Origin of the sequence: Saccharopolyspora taberi (assembly GCF_039534165.1) — a bacterium.
GTDB lineage: Bacteria > Actinomycetota > Actinomycetes > Mycobacteriales > Pseudonocardiaceae > Saccharopolyspora_D > Saccharopolyspora_D taberi.
This window is the reverse complement of the sequence record NZ_BAAAUX010000003.1, coordinates 132,059-136,360: the sequence shown is the minus strand read 5'-3', so window position 1 is coordinate 136,360 and position 4,302 is coordinate 132,059. Positions and strand designations below refer to the sequence as shown.

Sequence of the window (4,302 nt, the reverse complement as noted above, 5' to 3'; positions counted from 1 at the left end):
CGGCGTCCACCGCCCCGGCGCCGGTAACCACCGCCGCGGCCTCCAGCCCCTCGGCCCCGCTGGCGACCGCGGTCGCCACGGCCGCCTGGAGCGCGGTCAGCCGCAGCGACGGCAGCGCGACCGTGCTCGCGGCGTAGGTGCGGCCGTCGGTGTCGCGAACCGCTGCGCCCTCGGCCGCGCCGGTGCGGGCCCGCGTCGCGCGCGCCAGGGTCACGATCTTGGCGTCCTCGGGGTCGATGTCGTGGTCGGCCACGGTGTTCCTCTCTGCTGTCACTCGGAAACGCGCTGGTCGGCCGCGGGGCGGACCAGCAACGCGTTGATGCGGATGCGTCCGCGGTGGTCCTTGCCGCCCTCGGCGCGCAGCCGCAAGCCCTCGATCTCGGCCTCCGCCCCCGGCAGCGGCACCCGGCCGAGACGCTGCGCGAGCAGCCCGCCGACGGTTTCGACCTCGGAGCCGTCGAGCTCGACGCCGAACAGCTCGCCCAGGTCCTCCACCGGCAGCCGGGAGCTGACCCGCACGGTGCCGTCGTCGAGCCGCTCGACCGGCCGGTGCTCCTCCAGGTCGGACTCGTCGGTGATCTCGCCGACGATCTCCTCGATGATGTCCTCGATGGTCAGCAGACCCGCGGTGCCGCCGTACTCGTCGACCGCGACGGCCAGGTGGCTGCGCGACTTCTGCATCTCCTTGAGCAGCTCGTCGAGCCGCTTGGTGTCGGGCACGAAGCTCGGCGGGCGCATCAGCTCGGACACCTCCGGGCCGGGCTCGCCGCGTTCCACGACCGCGCGGGTGAGGTCCTTGAGCGTGACCACGCCGACGATGTCGTCGACGCTCTCGCCGATCACCGGCACCCGGGAGAAGCCGGAGCGCAGCGCCAGCGCCAGCGCCTGCCGGGCGGTCTTGGTCCGCTCGATCCAGATGATCTCGGTGCGGGGCACCATCACCTCGCGGGCGATGGTGTCGCCGAGCTCGAACACCGAGTGGATCATCTCCCGCTCGCCGGGCTCGACCACGCCGCGCTCGCCCGCCAGGTCGACCAGCTCGCGCAGCTCCACCTCGGAGGAGAACGGCCCCTCCCGGAAGCCGCGGCCGGGGGTGATCATGTTGCCGATCAGGATCAGCAGCCTGGTCAGCGGGTTGAGCACCCGGGCCACCGCCCGCACCGGGCCGGCCACCAGCAGGCCGACGCCGTAGGGGTGCTGGCGGCCGATGGTGCGCGGGCCGACGCCGATCAGCACGTAGGACACCACGAGCATGATCAGCACCGCGACGGCGACCGCCCAGCCTTCGGACTCGGCCATGCGCAGCGCGACCACCGTGACCAGCACGGTGGCGCCCATCTCGCACGCCAGCCGCAGGAGCAGCAGCAGGTTCACGTGCCGCGGCCGGTCGGCCAGCACCAGCGCCAGCTGCCGCGCCCCGCCCCGGCCCTCCCGGACCAGCTCGTCCACCCGGGCGCGCGACGCCGCGCCGATGGCGGCGTCGGACGCCGCGAACACCCCAGCGGCGCACACCAGCAGCACCGACCAGACCATCAACGCGATGGAACCGGAGAACACGACTACCGCCCTAGGTGAGTGATCTGCGATCAGTGCGCGCCGGGACCGCCCTGGTCCTCCAGCCCGACCGCCCCGAGCACCTTGGAGTCGGCGCTGCGCTGGGCCTGCTCGCGCTCGGCGGCGGCCTTGGCCGCCCGGAAGTCGGCCAGGATCTGGTTCTGCAGGCCGAACATCTCCTTCTCCTCGTCCGGCTCGGCGTGGTCGTAGCCGAGCAGGTGCAGGACGCCGTGCACGGTCAGCAGGTGCAGCTCGTCGAGCAGGCTGTGGCCTGCTTTGCGGGCCTGGTCCTTGGCGAACGCCGGGCACAGCACGATGTCGCCCAGCAGCGCGGGCCCGGCGCCCGCGGAGTCCGGCCGGCGGGACGAGTCGTACTCGTCCATCGGGAACGACATCACGTCGGTGGGACCGGGCAGGTCCATCCAGCGCTCGTGCAGGTCGGCCATCACGTCCAGCTCGACCAGCACGATCGACAGCTCCGCGAGCTGGCTGACGCTCATCTTGTCCAGCGCGAAGCGGGCGACCGAGACGATCGAGGGCTCGGGCACCTCGACGCCGGACTCGTTTGCGATCTCGATGCTCATGCGTGTCCCCGTCGCTGGCCGTTGCGCCTGCCGCCGGACTCCTCGGCGTCGGCGCGCGCGTGCCAGCGGTCGTATGCGTTGACGATGTCGGTCACCAGCCGGTGCCGCACCACGTCCTGGCTCTCCAGCATGGAGAAGTGCACGTCCTCCACGCCCTCCAGGATCTCCCGCACGACCTTGAGGCCGCTGCGCTGCCCGCCGGGCAGGTCGATCTGGGTGACATCGCCGGTGACCACGATCTTGGAGCCGAAGCCCAGCCGGGTCAGGAACATCTTCATCTGCTCGGGCGTGGTGTTCTGCGCCTCGTCGAGGATGATGAACGCGTCGTTGAGGGTGCGCCCGCGCATGTAGGCCAGCGGCGCGATCTCGATCGTCCCGGCCTGGGTCAGCTTGGGCACCGACTCCGGGTCGACCATGTCGTGCAGCGCGTCGTAGAGCGGGCGCAGGTACGGGTCGATCTTCTCGTAGAGCGTGCCCGGCAGGTAGCCCAGCCGCTCCCCCGCCTCCACCGCGGGACGGGTCAGGATGATCCGGTTGACCTGCTTGGCCTGCAGCGCCTGGACCGCCTTGGCCATCGCCAGGTAGGTCTTGCCGGTACCGGCGGGACCGATGCCGAACACGACGGTGTGCTTGTCGATGGAGTCGACGTAGCGCTTCTGGTTGAGGGTCTTGGGGCGGATGGTGCGTCCGCGCCGGGAGACGATGTCCAGGCTCAGCACGTCGGCGGGGGACTCGCCGTGGTCGGCCGAGAGCATCGCCACGCTGCGCCGGACGCTGTCCGGCGTGAGCGAGCCGCCCTTGGTCACCAGCGTGATGAGCTCGGCGAAGACGCGTTCGGCGAAAGCGACCTCCGCGGGCTCGCCGGACAACGTCACCTCGTTGCCCCGGACATGGACATCGGCGGTCAGCAGATCCTCGATCACCCGCAGGTTCTCGTCCCTGGTGCCCACCAGCGCCAGCACCGCGTCGTCCGGGACGGTGGTGCGGGACTGCGCCGTGGCGGTCTGCGTCTGCTGCTCTCCGGACTGGGCTGCGGCTCCACCCGCTGCGATTCCGGCCACGTGTGTTCGGGCCCGCTTTCTGCGCCTGCGCGCGAGTCGGTCGGTCAGTTCTTCCCTACCCGCCGATGGTAGTGCAACCGGCAATGCGATTGCCGCCACAACCTCCGGCGGCTCAGCCGTGCCTGGGGCCTCCGGTCAGGCCGCCCATGGGCTCGCCGCCGAGCAGGTGGAGGTGGACGTGGAAGATGGTCTGCCCGGCGTCGGAGTTGGTGTTGAACAGCAGCCGGTAGCCGGAGTCCGCGATGCCCTCCTGGCCGGCGATCTCGCTTGCGACGCGGATGAGCTCGGCCAGCAGGTCCGGGTCCTTGGCGGCCAGCTCGGCGGCGTTGCGGTAGCGGGTCTTGGGGATGACGAGCACGTGCGTCGGCGCCTGCGGGTTGATGTCGCGGATCGCGATGACGCGCTCGGTCTCGGCGACGATGTCAGCGGGGATCTCGCGGGCGACGATCCGCAGGAACAGGTTGTCCAGATCGCTGTCGGTCATACCCGCAGGCTATCCGCTCGCGGCTCCGGGGTGATCGGCCCGGCGCCGCGCCGCAGCTGGATCTGGGGGTTACCCAGCTGCGGCACGGCTCTCGCCGGACCGAGGGGGGAGGTGCCCGGCGAGAACTCCAGACCGGCGTCCCGGGCGCCGATGATCAGCGCACCGCAACGCGTTCGACACTGAGCGTATCGCCGTTCACACGATCTCGCTACCGCGATCGTGATTATTTTTCAGAACTGCCGGGCAACCTGACAAAAACTGACTGGGCGTTACCCGATGTCATCCCACCGGTTGGTCAGCACCCCGAGCGCGCCCAGCGCCACGGCCGCCGCCGTCGACGCCCGCAGCACCGACGGCCCGAGCCGGACCGCCCGCGCGCCCGCCGCGGTCAGCGCCGCGATCTCGTCCTCGGTGACGCCGCCCTCCGGCCCGACGACCAGCAGCAGCTCCCCCTCGGACGGCAGATCCACCGACGCCAGCGGCACCGACGCCGCCTCGTGCAGGACCACCGCCGCGTCCGCCTCGGCCACCACCGCGGCCAGCTGCTTGGTCGTCACCGGCTCTTCGACCCGCGGCGTCCACGGCCGCCGCGCCTGCTTCGCCGCCGCCGCGGCGGTGC

General features: G+C 71.6%; 6 protein-coding genes. All 6 read right to left on the bottom strand.

Going from position 1 to position 4,302, the window contains the following annotated elements:
• Positions 1 to 253: cytidine deaminase (locus tag ABD691_RS03350; RefSeq protein ID WP_344677854.1), on the bottom strand; the 253-nt coding region annotated here is incomplete at its 3' end.
• A gap of 17 nt (positions 254 to 270) precedes the next feature.
• Positions 271 to 1,557 carry a hemolysin family protein gene (locus ABD691_RS03345; RefSeq protein WP_344677852.1) on the bottom strand — a complete coding sequence of 429 codons (1,287 nt, stop codon included), beginning with the start codon at positions 1,555 to 1,557 and terminating at the stop codon, positions 271 to 273.
• A 29-nt stretch (positions 1,558 to 1,586) separates the two neighbouring features.
• On the bottom strand, positions 1,587 to 2,138 hold the full coding sequence (gene ybeY, locus ABD691_RS03340; protein ID WP_344677851.1) for an rRNA maturation RNase YbeY: 552 nt from the start codon (positions 2,136 to 2,138) through the stop codon (positions 1,587 to 1,589).
• Complete coding sequence (locus tag ABD691_RS03335) at positions 2,135 to 3,199, bottom strand: PhoH family protein (RefSeq protein WP_425564951.1); 1,065 nt, start codon at positions 3,197 to 3,199, stop codon at positions 2,135 to 2,137. Before ABD691_RS03335 ends, ybeY begins: the two co-directional genes overlap by 4 nt.
• 112 nt (positions 3,200 to 3,311) lie before the next feature.
• Positions 3,312 to 3,683 carry a histidine triad nucleotide-binding protein gene (locus ABD691_RS03330; RefSeq protein ID WP_344677850.1) on the bottom strand — a complete coding sequence of 124 codons (372 nt, stop codon included), beginning with the start codon at positions 3,681 to 3,683 and terminating at the stop codon, positions 3,312 to 3,314.
• A gap of 269 nt (positions 3,684 to 3,952) precedes the next feature.
• Positions 3,953 to 4,302: RsmE family RNA methyltransferase (locus ABD691_RS03325; RefSeq protein WP_344677849.1), on the bottom strand; the 350-nt coding region annotated here is incomplete at its 5' end.

Bases quoted from the DNA above. Each gene is read 5' to 3' on its own strand.
- ybeY (WP_344677851.1), bottom strand. From the start codon at position 2,138: ATGAGCATCGAGATCGCAAACGAGTCCGGCGTCGAGGTGCCCGAGCCC.
- ABD691_RS03330 (WP_344677850.1), bottom strand. From the start codon at position 3,683: ATGACCGACAGCGATCTGGACAACCTGTTCCTGCGGATCGTCGCCCGC.